The 22380-nt window shown below is 63.6% G+C and carries 20 protein-coding genes; 11 read left to right on the top strand and 9 right to left on the bottom strand.

Annotated features, from left to right (window positions below):
- The first annotated feature begins 345 nt into the window (after positions 1-345).
- Complete coding sequence (locus QOL62_RS11920; protein WP_283406403.1) at positions 346-597, top strand: hypothetical protein; 252 nt, start codon at positions 346-348, stop codon at positions 595-597.
- A gap of 86 nt (positions 598-683) precedes the next feature.
- Here QOL62_RS11920 and QOL62_RS11915 read toward each other — a convergent pair whose 3' ends face one another.
- From QOL62_RS11915 to QOL62_RS11890, 6 genes are all read right to left on the bottom strand, one after another.
- Positions 684-2018, bottom strand: coding sequence for an anti-phage deoxyguanosine triphosphatase (locus QOL62_RS11915; RefSeq protein WP_283406402.1), 1335 nt, complete (start codon positions 2016-2018; stop codon positions 684-686).
- A 78-nt stretch (positions 2019-2096) separates the two neighbouring features.
- Complete coding sequence (locus QOL62_RS11910) at positions 2097-3683, bottom strand: mechanosensitive ion channel family protein (protein WP_283406401.1); 1587 nt, start codon at positions 3681-3683, stop codon at positions 2097-2099.
- A 295-nt stretch (positions 3684-3978) separates the two neighbouring features.
- Positions 3979-4359, bottom strand: coding sequence for a hypothetical protein (locus QOL62_RS11905; protein ID WP_283406400.1), 381 nt, complete (start codon positions 4357-4359; stop codon positions 3979-3981).
- A 369-nt stretch (positions 4360-4728) separates the two neighbouring features.
- Complete coding sequence (locus tag QOL62_RS11900; protein ID WP_283406399.1) at positions 4729-5352, bottom strand: TetR/AcrR family transcriptional regulator; 624 nt, start codon at positions 5350-5352, stop codon at positions 4729-4731.
- 195 nt (positions 5353-5547) lie between these two features.
- On the bottom strand, positions 5548-5799 hold the full coding sequence (locus QOL62_RS11895) for a hypothetical protein (RefSeq protein ID WP_103727896.1): 252 nt from the start codon (positions 5797-5799) through the stop codon (positions 5548-5550).
- Positions 5800-5948: 149 nt separating this feature from the next.
- Positions 5949-6308: a DUF4440 domain-containing protein gene (locus QOL62_RS11890; protein WP_283406398.1), complete on the bottom strand. Its 360-nt coding sequence runs from the start codon at positions 6306-6308 to the stop codon at positions 5949-5951.
- A 198-nt stretch (positions 6309-6506) separates the two neighbouring features.
- Between QOL62_RS11890 and QOL62_RS11885 the strand changes: the two genes are divergently transcribed.
- From QOL62_RS11885 to QOL62_RS11875, 3 genes are all read left to right on the top strand, one after another.
- Positions 6507-7310 (top strand): DUF1206 domain-containing protein, encoded by an 804-nt coding sequence (locus QOL62_RS11885; RefSeq protein WP_283406397.1) that lies wholly within the window; start codon positions 6507-6509, stop codon positions 7308-7310.
- Between the two features lie 112 nt (positions 7311-7422).
- A complete protein-coding gene (locus QOL62_RS11880) occupies positions 7423-8421 on the top strand; it encodes a 2-hydroxyacid dehydrogenase (protein ID WP_283406396.1) in 999 nt (332 codons plus the stop codon).
- Between the two features lie 105 nt (positions 8422-8526).
- Positions 8527-11322 (top strand): bifunctional diguanylate cyclase/phosphodiesterase, encoded by a 2796-nt coding sequence (locus tag QOL62_RS11875; RefSeq protein ID WP_283406395.1) that lies wholly within the window; start codon positions 8527-8529, stop codon positions 11320-11322.
- Positions 11323-11397: 75 nt separating this feature from the next.
- On the opposite strand, the gene QOL62_RS11870 is transcribed toward QOL62_RS11875, so the two are convergent.
- A complete protein-coding gene (locus tag QOL62_RS11870) occupies positions 11398-11832 on the bottom strand; it encodes an MgtC/SapB family protein (protein ID WP_103727891.1) in 435 nt (144 codons plus the stop codon).
- A gap of 239 nt (positions 11833-12071) precedes the next feature.
- Between QOL62_RS11870 and QOL62_RS11865 the strand changes: the two genes are divergently transcribed.
- Positions 12072-13649 (top strand): tetratricopeptide repeat-containing sulfotransferase family protein, encoded by a 1578-nt coding sequence (locus QOL62_RS11865; protein ID WP_283406394.1) that lies wholly within the window; start codon positions 12072-12074, stop codon positions 13647-13649.
- Between the two features lie 36 nt (positions 13650-13685).
- Here QOL62_RS11865 and QOL62_RS11860 read toward each other — a convergent pair whose 3' ends face one another.
- On the bottom strand, positions 13686-16094 hold the full coding sequence (locus QOL62_RS11860; RefSeq protein ID WP_283406393.1) for a TonB-dependent receptor: 2409 nt from the start codon (positions 16092-16094) through the stop codon (positions 13686-13688).
- 184 nt (positions 16095-16278) lie between these two features.
- Positions 16279-17238 carry a sterol desaturase family protein gene (locus QOL62_RS11855; RefSeq protein ID WP_283406392.1) on the bottom strand — a complete coding sequence of 320 codons (960 nt, stop codon included), beginning with the start codon at positions 17236-17238 and terminating at the stop codon, positions 16279-16281.
- A 511-nt stretch (positions 17239-17749) separates the two neighbouring features.
- Here QOL62_RS11855 and QOL62_RS11850 point away from each other — a divergent pair.
- The 6 genes from QOL62_RS11850 (at position 17750) to QOL62_RS11825 (ending at position 22374) form a co-directional block, all read left to right on the top strand.
- Positions 17750-18214: a CopG family ribbon-helix-helix protein gene (locus QOL62_RS11850; RefSeq protein WP_379503084.1), complete on the top strand. Its 465-nt coding sequence runs from the start codon at positions 17750-17752 to the stop codon at positions 18212-18214.
- Between the two features lie 140 nt (positions 18215-18354).
- Positions 18355-19434, top strand: a complete 1080-nt coding sequence (locus QOL62_RS11845) for a putative urea ABC transporter substrate-binding protein (protein WP_283406390.1) — start codon at positions 18355-18357, stop codon at positions 19432-19434.
- A 41-nt stretch (positions 19435-19475) separates the two neighbouring features.
- On the top strand, positions 19476-20291 hold the full coding sequence (locus QOL62_RS11840; protein ID WP_103727886.1) for an ABC transporter permease: 816 nt from the start codon (positions 19476-19478) through the stop codon (positions 20289-20291).
- Positions 20288-21061, top strand: a complete 774-nt coding sequence (locus tag QOL62_RS11835) for an ABC transporter ATP-binding protein (RefSeq protein ID WP_283406389.1) — start codon at positions 20288-20290, stop codon at positions 21059-21061. Before QOL62_RS11840 ends, QOL62_RS11835 begins: the two co-directional genes overlap by 4 nt.
- A 12-nt stretch (positions 21062-21073) precedes the next feature.
- Entirely contained in the window at positions 21074-21553 is a 480-nt protein-coding gene (locus QOL62_RS11830; protein WP_103727884.1) for a CopG family ribbon-helix-helix protein, read from the top strand.
- Complete coding sequence (locus QOL62_RS11825) at positions 21550-22374, top strand: urea amidolyase associated protein UAAP1 (RefSeq protein WP_103727883.1); 825 nt, start codon at positions 21550-21552, stop codon at positions 22372-22374. The genes QOL62_RS11830 and QOL62_RS11825 overlap by 4 nt, the downstream gene beginning before the upstream one ends.
- Positions 22375-22380 lie beyond the last annotated feature (6 nt).

Below are 22380 nucleotides of genomic sequence, written 5' to 3'. Positions count from 1 at the left end.
GGCGGGGGACGTGTGGGACACGGCCAGTGAATAAGCGCTGTTCGATGCAAGGGCTGTACCGGCAGTCATCGCGAACTCCATGTTCGGGTACCGGCTGCAGGATCGTGAGAAATTGCCAGGCCCATTGCACTTGCGGTCCGACATCACACCAGAGGGTGTCAGAGGGGCCCGGCCCGCAGATGGAATGTACGAAGAGCTGGCCCGAGTTTCAAGGCTTACCCTTCAGCGAAGCGAGTTCTGCGGTGGAAAGGGTCTCGGCGCGTCGTTCTTAGAGGAGTATCGAAGCGAGCGGCAGGATTGTCACTCCCGCCTTGCATCTGGATCAGCAAACGATAGGCACGTGTGATGATGAACATTCCCTGGGACCAGCCAGCAACCCTGATCGACCTCGACGGCAAGACACCGATCATCGGGACGATCGCTGACTGTGTGACGCACTTTTCGCTCTTCAAGCCTTTCGCCAAGGCGCAGGCTCGCATCCTCCTGACCCGTCCGGTGTTCCGCGTGGGTCAGAAGACCCGCACGTGGGTTCTCAACCCGGATGAGATCGAGGCGCTGGCGCAACGAAGGGCTGCCGAAGGCGCTGCGGGTCAGTAGCCCAGCGGGCAGGGCTCAACGGCGCGGGACCGGCAGGGCGAGGCGGCCCGGGACCGTACCCGCCGGGTGTCCGCAGGCGCGGCTTATCACAGCTTGTCGAAGACCGACCCCATGCGGGGGCTGAACAGCCGCTCGTAGATCTTGAGAAGGTGTGCGTCCGTCATGCTCGCCACATAGTCGCAGATGGCTCTCGCTCCCCCCTGCGACCTCTGATAGCGGGCCAGGACATCGCGGGGCAGCAGGCGCTCCGGGTCGGACTGCATGGCTTCGAAGACGGCCACCACCATGCCCTGTCCCTTGAGCTCCAGGTGCTGGACTTCGGGCGAGCGGATCACCTCGGTGACCACGAAGTCCTGCAGCGCCTCGAGAAACGCCCGCTGTGTCGGCGCGAGCGTTGCGCGAAAACGGATCAGGGGCTCGTCGAACCCGGTGTGCTCCTCAAAGGTGATCGCCGTGACGAAGTGGTGCACGAGCCGCCCGACATACCGCTTTCGATCGCCGGCACTCCCGAAAAGACCATCGACCATGCGGGAGAAGACGTCGTTGCCGCTTTCGCCGGGGTATTTTTCCTTCAGCGCGTCAAGGAACGAGGGGCAGCGGTTCGTCAGCGCCTGTGCAAAACGATCCTTCGAGACGAGATTGAGCGCGATCGCATCTTCAAGGTCATGGACTCCGTAAGCGATGTCGTCGGCAACATCCATGATGGTGCAGTCCAGTGACTTGTGCCGTGCCTTTCCGTGCCCGTCCGGCTTCGGCGCCACTTCCTGAAAAAGCTGGCGATCGCTGGCAGATAGCAGAGCCAGGATCCAGTCGACCACATCCTGCTCAGAATCCATGTAGCACTTGGGCGGCTTGCACGCCTTCACGTCAAGGAGCTTTACGGAGAGCCCCTCCAGCAGCGCCGGCTTGATCCGGGGGTTCGCCACCTGACCGTAGGCGACCGGATATTTCAGGACGCCGAGCAGGCTGCGCCGTGTCAGATTGGCGCCGGCACCCGCCGAGAAGTTCTCGAGACGCGCAAGGATGCGGAGTGTCTGGCCGTTCCCCTCGAAACCGCCTGCCGCGCGCATGCAGTAGTTGAGGGCGACTTCCCCGCCATGCCCGAAGGGCGGGTGCCCGAGGTCGTGCGTGCAGCCGATCGCCTGGATCATTCCCCGGTCCGGCAGATGCCGCGTGGCGGGATGGTCCGGAAACAGCTTCGCCAGCTGCCGGGCCAGACCGCCTGCGATCTGCGCAACTTCCAGGGAGTGAGTCAGCCTCGTGCGATAGAAGTCGCTGTCGCCCAGGCTGAGGATCTGCGTCTTGCCCTGCAACTGTCGAAAGGAGGCGGAGTGAATGACGCGGGCGTAATCGACGTCGCCGTCCTCCCGGGCATCTTCCGCCTGGGCGGACCACCCCTCCCGTCGCGCAAACCAGCTCATATCGACCCTTGACCGTTGACGCGCCCAGATGCCTCACTTGCCATGCCCCGGCAATAGCCAGACAGCGCCGTATACCCGTCAGGACGGTTCGGTTGCGTTTTCCGGTTCCCTGGCGTCCGAAGACAGCAGGACGTTGCGAACAGGAGTGACGAGGCTGATTGCCGCGGCCTCGAAGCGTTCGACGATCGCCAGAAGCAGTTCTTCCCGGATGATGACACTGTGATCGAAGTCACTCACCGCGATGTAGCTGAAAACCTCGATCTGGAGCGAAGCCTCGCCAAGGGTCGCCAGCCGTGCGCGCGCGCCTTCGGCAATATGGTCATTTTCCGCGAGGACGGTCTGAACGATGGTAATCGCCTCCTTCAGCTTCGCCGATGGCAAGCCCAGGTCGAGGTGAATGACCGGATTGAACAGGAAGCGGTCGCGGCTTGAAAAATTCTCGATCTGTCGGGCCGAGAAGTCGCCGTTGGGTATGGTGACGATCGTGCGGTCGTTGGTCCGGATACGGGTGGAGCGTATCCCGACGTCCTCCACCGTGCCGACGACGTCGCCCACGCGGACGAAGTCGCCCACCTGTGCCGGCCGGTCGGCGATGACGGTGACGCTGCCGACGAGGTTTTCCACGGTCTTCTGAGCGCCAAGAGCCAGCGCGATACCACCGATACCCAGCGCGGCGATACCTGTCGTGACATCGATGCCGAAGGTGTCCAGGATGCCAATGGCCGAGAAGGCAAGCAGCAGGATCTTGGCCCCGCGTCGGATCAGCGTGACGACGGAAACTACCTGCCGGCGCGCCTGTCGGCGCATGCGAGCGATGGCGATGTCGGAAATCGCGTCAACCAGTCGCAAGCCGAGCCATACGAAGCCGACCACGGCGAAGATGCCGATGTAGCGCAGCAGGGTCTGCCGCGCGACGATCGCCACGGGAAGTTTCTCCGCCCAGATATAGAACGCTGCCACGGCGATGATCAGGTTCAGTGGAGGCAGGGCGGCGGACAGGAACCGATACCAGCCGTTGCTGTCGGCCTTGGGGACGAAGCGCCGCCCCCCCGCGAGGATGACGGCCGACAGTATCCAGAGGCCGCCGAAGCTCAGGACGGCAAGACCGGCCAACACCATCCAGTCCTGAACCGGGGCACCCGCAACGGCTATTGCTTCCGCCCCCTCCGTGGCCTGGGTGCCGGGCTGGGGCACTTTCGCAACTGCGAGCACGCGCATGGTCTCGACCGGAACACGCCATACAGTGTGCCCGTCCACTTCCTTCCTGCCGAGAAGCACAGGATTGGGCTTGCCGTTGACCGTGATCGTCCCGACCCGCTCCCGATTGAGCGGCAGATCATCGTCGAGGCTGCCCGGCGTGTCGTTCGACAATCCGCTGAAGGGCGTCAGTGATCCGCCTGAATCAAGCAGCGCCTGCAACCGCCGGGCGAACTCGGCAGCGCTTCGTTGCGCGTGCGGATTGGTCTCGACCGGCAGGTCGAAGTAGAAGGCCGCGCGGTCGTAATCCTGCTGCGCCAGCGCGTTGATCAGACCCGTAATGGTCGAACGCGGGGTTCCACGGCCAAAGGGGTCGACGGGGACTGCTGAGGCCGAGGCTGCCGGCTCGGGGACGAGCTGTGCCCGGGCCGGAGACACGGCGAGGAACAGCGCGGCAAAGAATGCCATCCAGTGAGTTAGAAGCCTTGGGTGCAAAACCTGTCCTCATGCGCAGCTGCGGGAGCGGAGCGGCGGGCCGGTAACCGTGGCGGCCCTCTACGAGCCGTGAGCGGCCGGGGCTGTCCGGACTCAACTCGGCGCTCTTGGCGCAGTTCCATCGTGGCGGCAAGGCGTGGTCCCGCGCCTGGATGACAGGCGCGACAGGCCGGACTCTACGGAAGGCCGGTGTCGCCTGAGACGCAGCCCTCAGGCGCGAAAGAGGTACAATCTATCGGGGCAACGGCTGTGGCTCCGATCCTGACGCTCAGGCGGCGATGCTCCGAAAGGGTTCGCGGCTGCGCCCGATCGCGTCGATGACGGCGCCTATCTTGGCATCGGAGTAGCCGGCCTCGCGAGCCTCTGCCAGCGCGGAGGCGGAGAGGGTGTAGCCGTGATGCCAGGCGCGTACGGCGAGCCGGCGCAGCGCCTCCATCTGCTCGTTCGCCAGCATCGGGGACGGCGGCGTCGGCCCCAGGATGAGGCGGGCGAGCCAGCCACGCTTGCGCACCGGCTTCAGCGATTGCAGGCCATCTGCGCGCGCCAGGGCGACGATCCGCTGCTCCATCTCGGTGAGCGAAGACAAGGGGTAATCGACCGGATTCGGCAGCACCTGGAGCGCGGCATCGGAGAAGTCGATGAAGGCCATGTACGTTGCTCCTGCGTCCTTTGCGTTAGGCATGCCCCGGCGCGCGACCCGGGAAGGGGGAAGGGCGCGCGCCGGGGCGGCCTTCCGGCTCGGGGTAGCCGAAAGGCGAATGGTCAGGGCTCTGGCGCGTACCGGACACAGGAATGTCCTATCGGCGGCAGGAGCCGGATGTGTGCATCACGCCACGACCCGGGCGGGTTCGCAGCCGTAGAGCGGCGGCGGCCGATGAAAGCCGGACAGGTGGAAGATGTTCTGTACTGACCGGTATATATTCGGCCGCACGAGGCGTCAAGCGGGTTTTCTGTACCGCCTGGTAAATTACACGGTCGAAGGGCAGCGCCCGGCAGGATGGCCGGGATCAGGTGCCGTTCAGCGCCCCGGCCACATGGCGAGGAATGTGTCGATGCTGCCTTGCAGCTCTTCCGGTTGCGCACCGCCCTGTGCCTTGACCGCGAGTCCCTGCAGGAGCGTGGTGAGGCAGCTTGCCAACTTTGTGGGACAGACGCTGTCGGGAAGATCGCCATCCCGCCGCGCCTGCTCGAAGCGCTTCACGACGGCGGCCTCGGAGGACGCACGGCGCTTGATCACGTCTGCGCGGATCGAGTCGGCTTCGGCCGCGCAGACGACGGTGCTGATGACGCCGAGGCAACCGTGGGGATCGCTGTCCCCGCAGTGTGTCGCCACCGCCCCGTTGAGCAGGCGTTCGGCCACGCCGCGGGCGGTCGGAGCCTCAAGGGCCTTGCCGATGTAGGCCAGCTTGTCCCGCTCGTAGAGGTCGAGCGCTTTCTTGAAGAGAGCCTCCTTGTTGCCGAAGCAGGCATAGAGGCTGGGCTTCGTGATGCCCATGGCCTCCGTCAGCTCCGCCATGGACGCGCCTTCGTAGCCGCGCGCCCAGAAGACCCGCAGCGCGGCTGCAAGAGCCTCGTCAGGATCGAACTCGCGGGGACGGCCCCGGACGGAAGGGGGTGCCGCAGTGGAAGCGGAGCATTTCATACCAGGCGGTAGATAGGTGCGCGCGCGTGCAGAGTCCAGTGTGACTCGGCTGTCATGGAACCGGCACCGAAGCATGCGGAGTGCTGCCTCACGCGAACCCCGCCGGAGACCTTGCCGCCGACGGGGTCATGCGAAGTCCTGGCTGGAGGACATCGGGATACCTGGTTGCACCTTCTCCCGAAGGGCGCTCCTTCGTCAGGCTTGCGTGCGGGTCGGTTCGGAGGGCCTGCGTGCTGCAGACGCTCTCAGCCTTTCGGCCTCCTTGCGATCCTTGTACGTCTTGTAGGCATAGCCGCCAGCGGCTGCTGCGATCAGGGTCGCCGGGCCAAGCCGACGCAGCAGCGCCGGTGCCGCCATTCCCAGCAGCGCGCCGCCTGGTCCGTCGATGCCGCGCACGTGTTTGGCGGCGTGGCTTCCAGCGACAGCTCCGATAATCTTGCCAATCATTTTGAATTCTCCTTGTACCCTTAACAAGGGCACACCGCCGGGATGGTTCCACTTCGATGTGCCGCACCCCCCCCGGAACCACGATCGTGCCGTTCGACTTGTGTGCGGCACGCGAGGGGGCCCATTCGCCATCGTGGCTCGGAAAGCGCTTACCGGGCGGTGGGGGTCAGGGTCTGTTGATGCTGAACGACCCTCCACTCCTCGTGCGCCAGCCGCCTCAGTGTGGAGGTGCAGTGCGCAACGTAGTCTCCGCGGTCGCTATGCTGCGCGCGCGCAGTGTACCCGATGACGATCAGGCCGTCCTGCGGTCGGCTTACCGTCTGGTCAGAGAAGGCGACTTTCTGCCAGCGTGGCGTGTCGCTCAACCGCTCCTTCGCTCCGCTGCCGGAAAATACATAGGGGGGCTGCGGCAGGACCATGACGCAGCTCTCGTCAACGAGGTCGCGATAGTGAGTTTCGCCTCCCAGCCAGAGACTCCGCTCGAAGTCCCAAATTCGTTCGTCTTCCATGCAGAACTCCTCAAGTTGCCCCTGAAGATTGCGAAGGCGCGCGCGGCGTTCCCGAAATCGCACAGGCGGCCGGCAGAACGGGCGCGATACAGGATGGCAGGACCGCCGTCGGAATACGCAGGCTTCACTCACCGGAGGTTGAGCAAGCAACAGGAACACTCGCGAAATACGCGGGTTGGGGCACTGGAAGGAAATGGCATGATCGCAAGTGATCGATTGACGCTTCTGGCACGGCTCGGCTTCGCCGCCCGGGGCATCGTTTACATCCTGATCGGTGCGCTGGCGGTGAATGCGGCGTGGAAGGGCGGGAACCCCACTGACAACCAGGGCGCGCTCGGGACGATCGCGGACGCGCCGTTCGGCCGTTTCCTTCTGGCGGTGTGCGCGGCCGGCTTCGCCGGTTACGCGATCTGGCGGTTCACGGAGGCCGCTCTCGACCCTGAACGCAGGAGCGAAAGCCTGAAGGGCCGGGTGGAGCGTGCCGGTTATGCTCTGAGTGCGATCGCTCACGCCGTGCTCGCATTTTCCGCAGCACGGATAGCGCTGGGGCAGGCACCCGCCCGCGAAGGCAGCCCCGGGGATGAAAGCGCGCAGAGCTGGTCGGCGTGGCTGATGGAGCAGCCGGGGGGCGTCGCTCTCCTGATTGCGGTGGGCATCGGCCTGTTTGGCGTGGCACTCGCTCAGGGACTGAAGGCCTACAAGGCGGAATTCGACGATCTGGGTGGCGACGTGCCCGCGCCAGATTATGTGCAGTGGCTGGGACGGGCCGGCTATGCCGCTCGCGCCGTGGTCTTTGCGATCACGGGGTGGCTGATCATCTCGGCGGCCCTAACACATGATGGAAGCCGTGCAGGTGGCCTCGGTGAGGCGCTCGACAGGCTGGGCAGCCAGCCGGGAGGAGCGTTGCTGCTGGCCCTGATGGGTATCGGTCTGGGGCTGTTCGGTGCCTTCAGCCTCGTCGAGGCACGGTATCGTGTGCTCACCGTACGTTCGCCCTTCTGATGCCGACTGCCCAGCTGCCCCGGCAGCGGGAAGAGCGGCTCTGATGGTGCAGCCGAAACTTGGGCGCTATAGCGCGTGGCGATCGCGGACATGCCCGAGCAGGGAGTGAACTATGGATGTCGCGGTATTCAGCACGAAGGGTTACGATCGTCAGTTCCTGGACGAAGCCAACGTACGGGCGGGTACGCCGCACACCCTGCGTTACATAGAGGCGCGGCTCACCGCCCAAAGCGCGATGCTGGCCCGTGATGCACCGGCCATATGTGCGTTCGTCAACGACGTGCTGGACCGCCCTGTCCTGCAGGAGCTTGCCGGCGGCAATACCCGGATGATCGCGCTGCGCAGCGCCGGGTACAACAACGTGGATCTGAACGCCGCGGCAGAATTCGGCATGGTTGTAGGCAGGGTCCCCGCCTATTCGCCGGTCTCGGTGGCCGAACATACCGTCGGGCTGATACTCGCACTCAGCCGCAAGATCCACAAGGCGTATGTCCGTGTGCGCGAGGGCAACTTCGCGCTCGACGGCCTGCTGGGCTTCGACCTCAAGGGGCGTACCGTGGGGATCGTGGGGACCGGAAAGATCGGGGTCGCCGTCGCCGGCATCCTCTCGGGGTTCGGCTGTCGTATCCTTGCCCACGACCCGGCGCCCCCACCCGAACTGGCGATGATCGGCGCGGAGCCCTGTCCGCTGGAACAGCTTTTCCGCGAGTCGGACATCATCTCCCTCCATTGCCCTCTTACCGCCGCAACGTATCACCTGATCGACGAAGCCGCCCTGGAGCAGATGAAGAAGGGCGTCATGCTCATCAACACGGGGCGCGGTGCCCTGGTCGACACCCGCGCCCTGATCGACGGGCTCAAGTTCGGGAGGGTCGGGTATCTCGGGCTTGATGTCTACGAGGAGGAGGGCGACCTCTTCTTTGAGAATCATTCCGACCGGATCCTGCACGACGATGTCTTCGCGCGTCTACTGACGTTCCCTAACGTCCTGATTACCGGGCATCAGGCGTTCTTTACCGTGGAAGCGTTAAGCGCCATCGCAAGCACGACGATGGCGAACCTGACGGCTTTCGAGAGGGAGGGCCGTCCGCTCCATCCGGTCGGGCCCTGATCGGTGCCGAAGCGGCTGTCGTTCCGGGGGTGCCGGAGCATGAGCGAGTTAGAACCTGTTAAATGATTGCAGCTAAACACGTGCCATCCTCAGGGAGTATGGCACGTGTTTGAGCTCTATCGCTGCGTCCGGAACGAGCATGATCACTGGCTGGTCCTGTTGGCGGCGTTCATCTGTATCGCCGCTGCAATGACCGTAGTCGCCATGCTCCGTCGCGCACGCGATGCCGAAGGAGGCGAACGCCACCGCTGGCTGGTCGCGGCGGGTTTCTCAAGCGGCTTTGGTATCTGGGCAACGCATTTCACCGCCATGATGGGGTATGACCCCGGCTACACCCTTGGCTATCAGGCGGCGCCGACGCTTCTTTCGCTGGCCACTGCCATCCTCTCGACCATGTTGGGCTTTTCGCTGGCGCTCCGGAAAAGCGCTCTCAAGCACCGTCTTGTCGCCGCAGCCGTCTTCGGCATCGGCCTGGTCTGCATGCACTATATGGGAATGCTGGCCGTCGAGTTTAACGTGCACCTGATCTGGTCTCGCACGTTCGTCCTCGCGTCGATGCTCTTCGCGGTGCTGCCGATCGTGCCGGCCCTTTACCTCATTGTCGACGGGCGGACGACACGCAGCGCCATTGCGGGCGCCGTTCTGATCGTCACGGCTATTTTGCTGACGCACTTCACCGGAATGGCCGGCATGAGCGTCGTCCCGCAGCAGGTCGACGCCTCGGCAACGGCGATCCTTTCTTCGACTCAACTTGGCGTCACGGTCGCCAGTCTGGCCTTCAGCATCATGACGCTCTGTCTCGTCACGGCGTGGATGAGCCAACGCACGCGCGCCGTCATCGACGCCAGCGAGCGCGAGTTCAAGGCGCTCGTTGAAGGCATCAGCGACTGTGCCATCTACATGTTGAGCCAGGACGGGAAGGTGGTCACCTGGAATGCCGGTGCCGCCCGTCTGAAAGGCTACTCGCGCGATGAAGCGATCGGCCTTGATGTCGCCTGCTTCTACTCAGCGGAGGAGCGCGAAGCCGGCGTGCCGGCCAAGGCGATCGAAATGGCGCGGCGGGAAGGCAAGTTCAACGTCGAGGGGTGGCGTCACCGCAAGGACGGCACCCGATTCTGGGCTCACGTCACTGTCGAGGCCATATTCGACGAGCAGGGCGGGTTACAGGGGTTTGCCAAGATCACGCGCGACATGACGCGGATGAAAGAGCATCAGGAGTCGCTCGAGGCGATGTCCCGCAAGCTGAACGCAGCGCTGTCGAACATGCATCAGGGCCTGTGCATGTTCGACGCGGACGAGCGCCTTATCCTTGCCAACGCAAGGGCCGCATCGACCTTCGATTTCGCGACGGAGGAGGACCTGCTCGGGCTCTCCTTCGATGAGTGGGTTCGTCGCGGCGTGCAGCGCAGCACGGCACAGGAGCCGTCGGACGACGCCGTCGACGAGGCTCTGGAGCGTCATCGGGCGTGCATCGCGGAACCAGACGGAGGCATGCTGATCGCGATGATGGCTGATGGCTGCACTCTGGCGATCGCCCACAGTCCGATGCCCGGCGGCGGCTGGGTCACGACCCTGGACGACATAACGGAGCGCCGCGAAGCCGAGCAGCGCATCGCGCACATGGCTCTTCATGATGCCCTTACCGGCCTGCCCAACCGGATCAGCTACACAGAGCGGCTCGACCAGGAACTGACGCGCGCCATGCGGAACAACGCGCAGGTGGCGGTGATCGGCATCGATCTGGACCGCTTCAAGGAAATCAATGACCTTCACGGCCACGCGATGGGTGATGCCGTGCTGACGTCCCTGGCGACGCGCATGAGCCATTCCCTGGAGTCCGGTGAGCTTGTCGCCCGCTTCGGAGGCGACGAATTCGCAGCCTTGAAGTTCTACACTGAGGAGAGCGAGCTTTCCGAATTCGTTGCGCGGCTGGAAAAGGCGCTGGCTGAACCACTGGAATTCGATGACGCCACCATCTTTCCCGGAGCCAGCCTCGGCGTCGCCATCTACCCAATGGATGGAGAGACGCGGGAGCAGATCGTCAACAATGCCGACCTCGCGATGTACCGCGCCAAGGAAAGGGTCGGCAGACAAGTCTGCTATTATGAGCAGGGCATGGACGAACTTGCCCGCACCCGACGGATCATTGCGAACGATCTGCGGGACGCCATCAATCGCAACGAGTTGAGCCTGGCGTTTCAGGTACAGAAGGATGTTCGGACCGAGGCGGTGGTCGGCTACGAAGCCCTGCTGCGCTGGCACCACCCGCGCAACGGCTGGATCTCTCCCGCAGACTTCATTCCAATTGCTGAAGAAAGCGGAGAAATCGTTCGCATCGGCGAATGGGTGCTGAGGACCGCATGCATGGAAGCAGCACGCTGGCCCGAGCAATGCCGCGTCGCCATCAACCTCTCGCCGATCCAGTTGATGCAGGCCGATCTGCTCGACATCGTTGAAAGTTCACTCGAGAATTCGGGCCTGCCCGCGAGCCGGCTGGAACTCGAGATCACCGAAACGGCGTTTATCTCGGATAAGCCCCGCGCCCTGCATGTACTGCGCCAGATCAAGAACCTTGGCGTCTCGATCGCTATCGACGACTTCGGGACGGGGTATTCCTCGCTTGATACCTTGAACTCCTTCCCCTTCGACAAGATCAAGATCGACAGGTCGTTCCTCATGGAATCCGACACGAGCCACCAGGCACGCGCCATCATCAAGGCAGTGCTGGCTCTCGGTCGGAGCCTCAAGGTTCCCGTTCTTGCAGAGGGTCTGGAAAGCGAGGACCAACTGCGGCTCCTGCGCAGCGAAGGGTGCAATGAAGCTCAAGGCTTCCTGTGGGGCAAACCGTCGCGGTCGCTCATTTTCGAGGCGAAGCAGGCAGCGGGGCCGGTGGCGGCGTAGCCGGCACGGCGACGCCGACGCTCTGGCGACCACGCGCCCCGACAGTCGCTCTCGTCGAGGTCTCGGGAGCGGCGGTCATTCGTCCTTCGGATCGGCGTTCGTCAGTTTCTTCAAGGGCGTCAGGAGCCACAAGGTCATCACCGTCGTCGCGCTGAGAACCAGCGCCACGTCGAACGATCCCACGCCCGCAGCGACGCCGATCGCGCCTGTGACCCAGAGGCTGGCCGCCGTTGCCGTCCCCCTGACAGAATCCTTGAGCCGGAGGATCGCGCCACCACCGATGAAGCCCATGCCGGTTATGAGGCCTTCGATGATGCGCGCCATCGCTTCCGGATCGTCGGCCGTCAGCCGCTCCGTCGCCTGAATAAGGCCGCAACTGGCCAGGGCGACAAGCGGGAAGGTCCGGATCCCCGCACTTCGTTCTTCCTTCTCGCGATTCCATCCAATCGGAAGCGCAAGCCCATAGGCCGCCGCGAGCGCGAACATATGAGGAAGCAGATCGACATTCATGACTTAGCCAACTTACGGGACAGGGTTTGGCTCCACAGTGTGCCATGCCGGCGGATAAGAGATGCGCCTTTGGTCATGACAACGCTGCCCCGCTGCACCTGTGCTGCCCGGCGGCGCCTTCTGCGCGGGCTGACAGGCTGGACACATGGCTATGCCTGTGATCTTCTTTGGCCAAGCCTCTGGAGTGATGACGGAACGATGGTAGCTGCTGTGGCGCCCTTGGTGCACCCTTTCCGCTGATGCCTGTACAGGATGCGCGCGCCGCGCTTGTCCAAGGCGATCTTCAGGCCGCTATCAAAGCGGCGGGACGTCTGGTGGAGGCCAGCCCCGATCAGGCGGAGGGCTTCTTCCTGCTCGGCATGGCTGCGGCGGAGGCAGGCCATATCACCAGAGCCATTCCGCTGGTGCAAGCGGCCGTCGATCGGGGCGGTGAATCAGAGCATCTTGCCCAGCTTGCGAAACTGCTTTCGCTAGCGCGCCGGGACGGTGAAGCCGCTGCGGCGGCGCACCGTGCCCTGGCCAACCTGCCGACGGATCCGCTGACCTGTGACACGATTGGCTGCGTCCTGGCGCGGATCGGCGACCATGAAGCGTCACTGACTGCCTTTCGGGCGGCGGTGTCGGGTGATCCGCACAACGTGAGCTTTCGCTACAACCTGGCCGCTGCCTGCGGATTTACCGGAAGGGTGGACGAGGCGCGCAGCCACTACGAAACCATTTTGACCAAGGATCCGATTAACGGGCGCGCGCATTACGCGCTCGCCATCCTGTCTCGCCAATCGGCTGACCGCAATCACGTGGCGAGGCTGGGCTCGGCCCTCGATGCGGCGGTCGCCCCGGACAACGCCCTGCGCATTCGTTATGCGCTGGCTAAGGAACTGGAGGATGTAGGAGATACGGCAGCCTCCTTCCGGCACCTGTCTGTGGCGAATGCAGCGCAGAAATCGGCCCTAGGCTATGACTTCGCGCAGGATGAGGCGATCTTCGACGCCATCGAAGCGGCGTTCGCCGGCAGTCGATCACCCCCGGTCGCCGCTGATGGAGCCGACGGTGCGAACGCGATCTTCATCGTGGGAATGCCGCGGACAGGGACGACCCTGGTCGACCGCATCCTGTCCTCCCATCCGGAGGTCGAGGCCGCCGGTGAGTTGCAGGCGATGCCTCTTGCGGTCAAGGAACTGGCCGCCCGCCACAGCGACGGCGCCTCTTCGCGCCGGGTTCTCGATGCCGCCACGGTCGCAGCAAGCCGCGCCATCGATCACCGCAGTCTTGGCGAGGCGTACCTGGTGCGCGCGGATGCCCATCGCCGGCACACCAGGCCGCGCTTCACGGACAAGCTACCGGCAAACTTCCTCTACATCGGCTACATCGCCCAGGCTCTGCCTGAAGCGCGGATAGTCTGCCTGCGCCGCAATCCGATGGACACGATCTGGAGCAACTACAAAAACCTGTTCGCCAGCCAGTCGGCCTACTACGCCTACTCTTACGACCTGATGGACACTGCCCGCTACTTCGCGCGCTTCGATCGGTTGATGGTCATGTGGGAACGTCTCTGGCCCGGGCGGGTGCTTCAGTTGTCCTACGAGAGTCTTGTCGCCGATCAGGAGAGGGAAACCCGCAGGCTGCTGGCCCACTGCGGCCTCGACTGGAATGAGGCATGCCTCTCGTTTCATGAGAACCGCACGGCCGTTGCCACACCCAGCGCGGCGCAGGTGCGGCGGCCGATGAACAGGGATGGCCTGGAGAAATGGCGCGCTTACGAAGCCGCCCTGGAGCCGGCGCGTTCGTGGCTGGCGGGTCAAGGCATAAGCGGTTAGCAAGCGCCGCCGCCCACCCGGGCGGCGGCGCTGCCTTCAGTACTTGATGCGTGCCTCCACGCCGACGGTGCGTGGATTGACCACCGTCTGACGGTAGAACCGTACCGCCACTCCATCGTTCACGCCGATGCGCGAGCGATCCTGCCCGATGGAGACGACCGCGTACTTGTCAAAGATGTTGTTGGCGAAAAGGCTGACCGTGTACCGGTCCGTCTCATAAGCCAGCGTTGCGCGGTGCAGCACGTAGCTTGGGATCTTGTCCCCGTAGCCCCGATCCCAACCGATACGGGACAACACGTTTCCGCGATATGTCGCCGTCCAGTTCGCGCTCAGGCTGCCTTCGCCCATCGGGACGGTGTACGTCGCGCCCAGACTGCCCGAGTTCTTCGCCGATCCTGGCAGCCGGTCACCGTCAAGGGCATCGAGCTGCGTGAACTTGGGACGCCCATCGTAATTGTTCGGCGTCGTTCGGATGGTGATGATGCCGGGTACGTCTTCGGTGAGCTTCGCATCCGTGTAGGAGTAGCTCCCCTGGATGGTCAGCTCCGGTATCGGACGCAGCTGGAAGGACGTTTCGAAGCCCTGCGATTTCGCCGATCCTCCGTTCACGGTGATGCCGGTCGCACCATTGATGGTGGCGGAATCCACCTGGATCCCGTCCCATTTGATGTGGAAGACGTTGAAATTGAACGAGACCCTGCGCTCGAATAGCTGCATGCGAACGCCGATTTCAGCGTTGCGGGTCTTATCCGGCCCATACATCAGTTCGTTCGGCAGGGCACAGGCGTTCTGCGTGTCTCCAAGTGGTTCCGGACAAGGCGCGACTCTGTTGGGGCCGCCGATGCGATAGCCCTTGCTGTAGGTACCATATACCATCAGGTCGGGAGTGAAGTTGTAGGAGGTGTTGAACTTCCAGACCCATCCATCCTGCTTGGCTCTGCCACCGCCCGGTTCCACATCGTACGGGCTGAGAGGATCGCCGAGCAGCGGCAGCACCAGGGCGCCTTCGATGTTGGAGGTATACTTGAAGTAGCGCGCTCCGCCCGTGACCTGCCATTCGGGCGTGACCTTCAGGGTGCCTTCGCCGAAGAGCGCCTTTTCCGTGATCTTGGAGCGGGTGTAGCTGACGTATTCAAGGTCATCCGGATTATCTGGAACGCCGAGTTCCGCCGAAAGGCCGGGCGTGTGTTCGGCATAATCGCTCTTGTACTTCTGCTCATTGTAGAAGCCGCCGAGCACCCAGCTGAACGGGCCGCCATGCCGCGATACGAGCCGCACCTCCTGGTTGAACTGCTTGCGCCGGGTATCGCTTTCGTTCCAGCTCGAGAAGGCGGGGAAAAGCTCGTAGTCGTAGTCGAGGTCGAGGAGCAGGTCGGTGTTGTCGCTCTGCGACCGGCTGCGGACATCGGTGTATGCGCTCGTGGAGACGAGATCGACGATGTCAGCGATGTTCGCGTTGATCTCCATGCTCGCCAGGTGCGCGCGACGGTTGACCGGCTCCTCGTAGCGGCTGGCGTTCTGGTAGCGGCCGGTTCCGAGCACGCCATAGCTGTTGGACTGCGCACCGTCCGTCTTCGTGCGCTGGAAAGCGTAGGTGAAGATGACCTTCAGATCCTCGCTCGTCTGCGCCATCAGCTGGTTGCGGGTGGTGAACGTCCTCTCGAAGTTGAGATCCTCACGGCGCCGCAGATTCGCGGCATATTCCGACGGGGTCGGGCCATCGAGGCCGCCCGGTTGGGGCAGCGAAACGCCCGGCGTCTGCAAGAGCAGGGGGTAATCGATGAATCCCGGATCGTAGTAGTAGCCCGTTGCGGAGCGGAAGGCGACATGATCGCGTACGATGGGAATGTTGATCATGCCGTCGGCCTGGTAGCCGAAGTTGTCCGAATGGCTCTTGGCGTAAAGGCGGCCATGTGCGTCCGCTTCGAAGGCGTCCACATTCGGTCGGTTCGGGATGTAGCGGATGGCTCCGGCCAGCGTGCCGAGACCGTAGAGCGTCCCTTGCGGGCCAAGCAGCGTTTCCACGCGTGCGATGTCAAGCAGCTTGAAATCGTAGTAGAGTGGCACTTCGCCAAGGTAGATGCCCAGCGAGTCGTCGTAGTTCGCTCCGTCCGAACCGGTGTCGGATGCATTGAGACCGCGTAGTACGATGGACCCGGTCGATCCGGGTCCCGTGTCCGAGATGGTCAGGCCGGGTGTAAAGTCGGCCAGATCACGAACATCGTCAATCCGCTGCCGCGCGAGCTCGTCGGCGCCGATCGCGGAGATGTTGATGGGCGTGTCCATGATGGTCGTGGCGCGGCGTGTGCCCGTGACCACGATGGCGTCGCCCTCCGCAGCGATGGCGTCGGCGCCGTCCTGTGCCACTGCCGGCAGCGCGTTGACGGTGCCTGCGAATACCGTCGCTGACAGCAGCGCCGCCCTCAATTTCGCGCGATGTCTCATGTGCTTCCCTGTCCTTGATTGAGGTTCCGGTTGCCTTGGCCTGCCTGCGCCAATGCTCGCGGCTACCGCTTTCCTGGCATGACGCCCCGGCCATCTTCGCGGATGTTGCGCCGGTTCGCCTCTCGTCCCGACTTCTGGGCGGGGTTGAGTTCTGGTTGAGTGCTATGAGGCTGATCGTGCCGGTTCAGCGCACCATGGGCACCTTTTCGACGCGCCTCGCCCTGATCCAGGCGATGACGGGCTGGAATGGAAACACGAACTGCTCCCGGATGGAAAGGCGCCTGAGATCGTCCTGGCCCACGACGCTCGCTTCACCCTCGCGGTATGTGTCGAACAGGCGGTCCAAGAGGATCAGCGAATTGGCGTAATTGCAGCGGGTGCTTTCGTAGTCGGTGGAGTGATGAAGGCTGTGATGCCGTATCGTCGTGAAGAAGAACGAATAGAACGGCGGCGGGTCGGCACGAACATTGGCATGTGCGAAGGTGGAGATCGCGCCAAGAATGTTGATGCCGCAGAATATTGCAGTCGCGGGTAGATCGAACAGGGCCAGTACGCTGAGGCTGATCAGGAACAACTCGATAGGGTTTCCGACATAGCCCTTCGCGGCATTGAGCTGCGTCAGGTGGTGATGCGGCGCATGGGTCAGCCAAAGCGGTGTGACGTTGTGCATCAGCCGGTGCATCCAGTACTGGCCAAACTCGATGACCAGGACCACCATGGCGACCTGGACCAGGAAGGGCAGTTGCATCGCCCAGGGTGTCGTCAGGCCAAGCGTCTCCTTCAGCGCCTTCAGCGGGCCTTCTGCCAGTTCGGCGTTAGCCCAGGCGATCGCCGTAGCCCCCAGCGCTACGTAAAACATGTCAGTCAGAAATTCGCGGGTGTTCAGGCGCCAGCCGGCATGCCGTTCGTTCACCCACTCCAGCCCCAGCACGCTGAGTGTGATCACCAGCGAGGTCACCGGGAGAGTCCATGCGGCGCCGGTCAACCACGCCGGCGCGAAGGCCCAGAAGCAGGTGATCAGCACCAGGTAAGCGGGCGGCAGCAGGTCGAACACGGTCTGCTTCACACGGCTGACGGTGCGGTCATGCTCGCCCGTCCGCCCGGTCTCGGGAATGGCTGTACAGGAGAGTGGCAGTTGTTCCATCGAAACCCCCATTCAGGCTGGCGCGCCAGCCTGTTGTTTGCAGATGCCCTCCCGATGTCGTCGCTCTGCCAGGCGACTATGTACACGCTATGGATATTACGTTTCTCGTCAAGCGTATTAATCGTGAGCTCTTTCGTTTTGCTGGCTTGTAAGCGGAAGTTGCGGAAAACGGCCATTCAGCGGATCCATTGGTAACACCCGCGGATACGGCACGCAGGCGCCGGCGATGTCAGTAGGCCTGCTGATTCGTCGTTGACGACAAGGTTTGCGGGCGAAGCTGGAGCGGCGCCAGGAGGGCTTCGGCGTCGTGTTGGCGTGGGGCGGCGCATGATCGCCGGGCATGGAAGCGTCCACGGCCTTGACTTCTGTACCCCTCTCCTCCCAGCGTCATCCGGACAGGTCACCCGGCGATTGCCTGCCGGTGAATGGAGATGCCGGACGTGAGGAGTGTGACCGTGGCCAGAGGGAACACAGCGTGAGCGCGGATTCCGCCAGTCTGGCGCGTCTCAGCATGAGCCTTCCTGCCGAATTGTTCCGGCAATTGGATATGATGGTTGAGGAGCGGGGCCTGCCTTCCCGATCGCAGCTCATGGCCGAGCTGATCCGCCATGCGCTGGCTGAACATGAGGCGCTCACCCGGCCGGAGGAGATGCTCGCGGGCACCATCACCCTTGTCTATCGTGGTGATCGCGGGCGCGTGCGCCAACAGCTTGCGGAAAGCCAGGCTGATTATCTGAAGGAAGTGATTTCCTCCCAGCACGTCTTCCTCGAGGATGATCAGTCTCTGGAAGTGCTGCTCGTCCAAGGGCCCGCAGGGCGATTGAAGGCGCTGTGCGACGCCCTCAGAGCCATTCGAGGCGTGCACCAGCTCAAGCTGGTCACGACGACCGCGCTCCTGCCTCCTTTGCACGACCATGCCGCCCCCGGAACACGTGGTCGTGTGCGGTCGCGCAAGCAGGCGGGCGGGGCGCGGTAACCGGCGAGAGAATCGCCCGCCTACTGAACTGCGCGGCCCGATGCATCGCATGGTATTACAAAATTTGGATCGAGTAATATTTTTGTGATGGACAAGGCTTCCTTTCGCAGCAATGCTGCAGTGCGAAAGGGGAATGATTCATGATCGCACCTATCCGTCGGATGGCCGGGGTAGCAGTGGTTGCGGGGGCGCTGCTCACGACCGCCTGCTCGCAGACCGCACAAGCGCCGCAGCCGCGCACCGAGTTCAACATCGGTTGGTCGATCTACGCGGGCTGGATGCCCTGGCCCTACGCTCAGCAGGCGGGTATCGTGAAGAAGTGGGGCGACAAGTACGGCCTCAAGATCAACATCGTTCAGGTCAATGACTATGTCGAGTCAGTGAATCAGTTCACCGCAGGCAAGCTGGACGGCGTGACGGTCGCCAACATGGACGCGCTGACCATTCCCGCAGCCGGCGGCAAGGACACCAGTGCGATCATCGTCGGCGATTACTCCAACGGCAACGACGGCATCGTGATGAAGGGGGCGGGCGACCTTGCGTCCATCAAGGGACAGCCAGTCAACCTCGTCGAGCTTTCGGTGTCGCACTACCTGCTGGCGCGGGCGCTGGATACGGTTCACCTCGCGCCCAATGACGTGAAGACGGTAAACACCGCAGATGCGGACATCGTGGGAGCATTCGCGAGCCCGGACGTGAAGGTCGCCGTTGCTTGGAATCCGCAGCTTACCGCCATAAAGGGCCAGCCAGGGGCCAAGCAGGTCTTCAGTTCCGCCGATATCCCCGGTGAGATCCTGGATCTTCTTTGCGTCGACACCGCCACTCTCAAGACCAACCCGAAGCTGGGCAAGGCGCTTGCGGGCATATGGTACGAGACTACGGCCCTGATGACGCGACAGGACGAACAGGGCCGGCAGGCGCGGGCGGCGATGGCAAAGCTTGCGGGCGCTACACCGGAGGCTTTCGACCGGCAGCTGAGCACCACGCACCTCTACGCGGATCCAAAGGCAGCCGTGACGGCCACCGCTTCCCCCGCGCTGGTGACCACGATGACGCGCGTCCGGGACTTCAGCTTTTCGAAGGGCCTGTTCAAGGGGGCCGCAACCGCAGACGCAGTGGGCATCGCGTTCCCGGGCGGCAAAACGCTTGGCGACCCTGCGCGCGTCACACTGCGCTTCGACGAAAGCTTCATGAAGATGGCAGCCGAAGGCAAGCTCTGACTCCGCTACTGCGGCTCCCATCCGATAGGGGATACATGACAATGCGTTGGGTAAATCGTCAAGTTCGGCGAGGGGACCGGCTGCTCCTTGGCGCCGCACCGATCGTGGTCCTGGCCCTGGTCTACCTCGTGATGGCAGCCAATCGCCACGCGGCCAATCCTCTAGACAAGATCCTGCCGCTGCCCGGCAGCATGGTGGAGAGTATGTCCGTCCTGCTGTTTCAGCCGGATCCTCTCTCCGGCCAGCTGGTCTTCTGGGCGGACACGCTCGCCAGCCTGCAGCGGCTTGGCATCGGGCTGGGCATTTCCACGCTCTGCACACTAGTCGTCGGGATCGCTCTTGGCGCCCTGCCGCCGGTGCGCGCGACACTCGGGCCGCTCGTCACGGGCATCGCCGTTATTCCGCCGATCGCCTTGCTGCCCATCCTCTTCATCGCCCTGGGCCTGGGCGAGACCGCCAAGGTTGCCCTTATCGTCATCGGCGTTGCTCCGGTGATGATCCGGGACATAGCGGCTCATGTCGCTTCGCTGCCGCGTGAGCAGATCATCAAGGCGCAGACGCTTGGCGCCAGCAGCTGGCAGGTCATCATCCGCGTTGCACTGCCGCAGGCCATGCCGCGCCTGATCCACGCCATTCGCCTGGCGCTGGGACCGGCATGGGTGTTCCTGATCTCGGCCGAAGCGATCGCCTCGGATGTAGGGCTCGGCTACCGCATCTTTCTCGTGCGACGCTATCTCTCGATGGATGTCATCATCCCTTATGTCGCATGGATCGCACTTCTTGCGATCCTCATGGATGTCGCGCTCACCGTGCTGAGCCGGCGACTGTTCCCCTGGGCACATGGAGAACGCCATTGAGCACGCTCCTCAGCTTCCGCGACGTCTGGGTCGAATATGGCGACCGGATCATCATCGAAAAACTCGACCTCGACATAGCCGCAGGCTCCTTCGTGTCGGTGGTCGGCCCCTCGGGAGCGGGCAAGAGCAGTTTCCTGCGCCTGATCCTGGGCCAGGAAGCCCCCACCCGAGGCAGCATCCTGCTCGATGGTGTTCCGTTGAAGCCGGAGTGCGGACCCGACCGCGGGGTGGTGTTCCAACGCTATTCCGTGTTCCCTCACCTCTCTGCGCTGCGCAACACCATGCTGGGCCTCGAATGCGCGCAATCACCGTTCACCGCGCGTCTGTTCGGCCGGTCGCGGCGCAAGGCCGAGGAAGAGGCAACCGCCATGCTCGAGGCAGTGGGGCTGGGGCACAGCCTCCATCTCTACCCCGCCCAGATGTCAGGCGGAATGCAGCAACGACTGGCGATCGCGCAGGCTCTCGTGAAGCGGCCGCGCATCCTGCTGCTGGACGAGCCGTTCGGCGCGCTCGATCCCGGCATCCGGGCTGACATGCACGCGCTCATACGCGGTCTGTGGCAGGAGTATGCGCTGACCATCGTGATGGTGACGCACGACATCCGGGAGGCCTTCACGCTGGGGACGCGCGTCCTCGCCCTCGACAAGCGCCGGCACGATCCGCACGCGCCGCACCGCTTCGGCGCTACGGCGATCTACGACCTTCCGCTGCGCAACCGAACCGAGCCCACCCCTCCAAGTATTACTATTGACGCAATAGGTAATAACTGAGAAGAGGTTTCCATGAGCTCCGAATCCGCAGGCCTGGCACGGCTGAGCATGAGCCTCCCCGCCGGCCTTTTCAGACAGTTGGACCTGATGGTTGCGGAACGCGGCCTCCCGTCGCGCTCGCAGCTGATCGCCGAGCTGATCCGGCACGCGCTGGCCGAACATGAATCCCTCATCCGCCCGGATGAGATGCTCGCCGGCACGATCACGCTCGTCTACAGGGGCGAAAGGGGGCGCGTGCGCCACCAGCTGTCGCAGACCCAGGCGAACTACTTGAAGGAAGTCATCTCTTCTCAGCATGTCGTGCTCGAAGATGACCAGTCACTCGAAGTTCTTCTCGTTCAGGGCCCGGCTATACGGCTGAAGGAACTTTGCGATGCCATCCGTCGTGTGCGCGGTGTGCAGCAGCTGGAACTCGTGACCACGACATCGCTGCTACCGCCGCTGCACGACCAGGGCGTCACTCCCTTTCCCTCCATCGGAGCCAATTCATGACCGCAATTCTAGCGAACCCGCTTGCCGCGCGTGATCATGCGCGCGCAATGGAAGGCACCGTGGTCGAAGCCATGCCGGTGCTGCCTCCCCATGCCGACGATCTGCCGCGTGATGTGACTGAGCAGGACCTACTCTGGGAGGAAACCGTGGCCGCCGGTGGATACGCCACACGTCGGCTGTCGCGTGGCACCCGCCTGCGCCTGGTCGATCTGAAGGGTGACGCCTGCGCATCGCTTCTGGTGTTCAATGCCGAAGCGCCTGCAGAGCGGCTCAACGTCGCCGACACGGTAAAGGTGCAATGGAACGCGTACCTTGGACAAGGCAAGCTGCTGCTTTCGGACATGGGGCGAGTGCTGTTCAGTATCCTGCAGGACGATGCGGGTACGCACGACACGTTCTGCGGGACATCGAACGCCGGAACCAACACCGCCAAGTATGGTGAGGGTCGCAACAGCGGCGCCTTTCCGAACGGGCGTGACCGCTTCCTCCTCGGCGCGGCGAAGCATGGTCTGGGGCGGCGCGACGTCCACCCCTGCATAAACCTGTTCAAGGGCACACGGATCGCGGCGGACGGCGCCATAGCGGTTGAAGTCGGCCCATTCGAGGCTGGTCGTACGGTTCTGCTGCGCGCCGAGATGGACGTGATCGTCGTCCTTGCCAACGTACCTCACGTCCTCGATCCGCGGGAGAGCTATTCGGTCACGCCCCTGCGCGTCACCGCCTGGCGTGGACCGGTGACGCGCGAGGATGATCCCGTTCGCACCGCCACGCCAGAGGGCCTGCGCGCCTTCAAGAACGTCGAAGACTATTTCCGCCGCTGAAAGGGC

Source organism: Novosphingobium panipatense, from assembly GCF_900182875.1.
GTDB lineage: Bacteria > Pseudomonadota > Alphaproteobacteria > Sphingomonadales > Sphingomonadaceae > Novosphingobium > Novosphingobium panipatense.
Note: the sequence above shows the minus strand (reverse complement) of the source record. Positions and strands in the feature narration are given on the sequence as shown.